Source organism: Litchfieldella qijiaojingensis, assembly GCF_014651875.1.
Lineage (GTDB): Bacteria > Pseudomonadota > Gammaproteobacteria > Pseudomonadales > Halomonadaceae > Litchfieldella > Litchfieldella qijiaojingensis.
Genome location: NZ_BMXS01000067.1, coordinates 1 through 1,483, shown reverse-complemented (window position 1 = coordinate 1,483; position 1,483 = coordinate 1). Strand labels below are relative to the sequence as shown.

Here is a 1,483-nt window from a genome sequence, read left to right as displayed (position 1 = left end):
CCCGGTAGTGGGGGATAACCTGGGGAAACTCAGGCTAATACCGCATACGCCCCATGGGGGAAAGCGGGGGACCTTCGGGCCTCGCGCTATCGGATGAGCCTATGTCGGATTAGCTGGTTGGTGAGGTAACGGCTCACCAAGGCGACGATCCGTAGCTGGTCTGAGAGGATGATCAGCCACACTGGGACTGAGACACGGCCCAGACTCCTACGGGAGGCAGCAGTGGGGAATATTGGACAATGGGGGCAACCCTGATCCAGCCATGCCGCGTGTGTGAAGAAGGCCTTCGGGTTGTAAAGCACTTTCAGCGAGGAAGAAGGCTTTCGGGCGAATACCCCGGAAGAAGGACATCACTCGCAGAAGAAGCACCGGCTAACTCCGTGCCAGCAGCCGCGGTAATACGGAGGGTGCGAGCGTTAATCGGAATTACTGGGCGTAAAGCGCGCGTAGGCGGCTCGATAAGCCGGTTGTGAAAGCCCCGGGCTCAACCTGGGAATGGCATCCGGAACTGTGGGGCTAGAGTGCAGGAGAGGAAGGTAGAATTCCCGGTGTAGCGGTGAAATGCGTAGAGATCGGGAGGAATACCAGTGGCGAAGGCGGCCTTCTGGCCTGACACTGACGCTGAGGTGCGAAAGCGTGGGTAGCAAACAGGATTAGATACCCTGGTAGTCCACGCCGTAAACGATGTCGACTAGCCGTTGGGTTCTTCGAGAACTTAGTGGCGCAGTTAACGCGATAAGTCGACCGCCTGGGGAGTACGGCCGCAAGGTTAAAACTCAAATGAATTGACGGGGGCCCGCACAAGCGGTGGAGCATGTGGTTTAATTCGATGCAACGCGAAGAACCTTACCTACCCTTGACATCGAGAGAACTTGGCAGAGATGCCTTGGTGCCTTCGGGAGCTCTCAGACAGGTGCTGCATGGCTGTCGTCAGCTCGTGTTGTGAAATGTTGGGTTAAGTCCCGTAACGAGCGCAACCCTTGTCCCTATTTGCCAGCGATTCGGTCGGGAACTCTAGGGAGACTGCCGGTGACAAACCGGAGGAAGGTGGGGACGACGTCAAGTCATCATGGCCCTTACGGGTAGGGCTACACACGTGCTACAATGGCAGGTACAAAGGGTTGCGAGACGGCGACGTGGAGCCAATCCCAGAAAGCCTGCCTCAGTCCGGATCGGAGTCTGCAACTCGACTCCGTGAAGTCGGAATCGCTAGTAATCGTGAATCAGAATGTCACGGTGAATACGTTCCCGGGCCTTGTACACACCGCCCGTCACACCATGGGAGTGGACTGCACCAGAAGTGGTTAGCTTAACCTTCGGGGGAGCGATCACCACGGTGTGGTTCATGACTGGGGTGAAGTCGTAACAAGGTAGCCGTAGGGGAACCTGCGGCTGGATCACCTCCTTAAACGACGACCTCGCCTGTTGTCGGCAAGTGCTCACAATGAATTACCTGATCGACCAGAGCAACGACTGTTTGGGT

1 rRNA gene is annotated in these 1,483 nt (G+C 56.8%); it reads left to right on the top strand.

The features are described from left to right. Positions 1-1,408, top strand: a 16S ribosomal RNA gene (locus IE093_RS22220); the annotation flags it as partial. Positions 1,409-1,483: the final 75 nt, after the last annotated feature.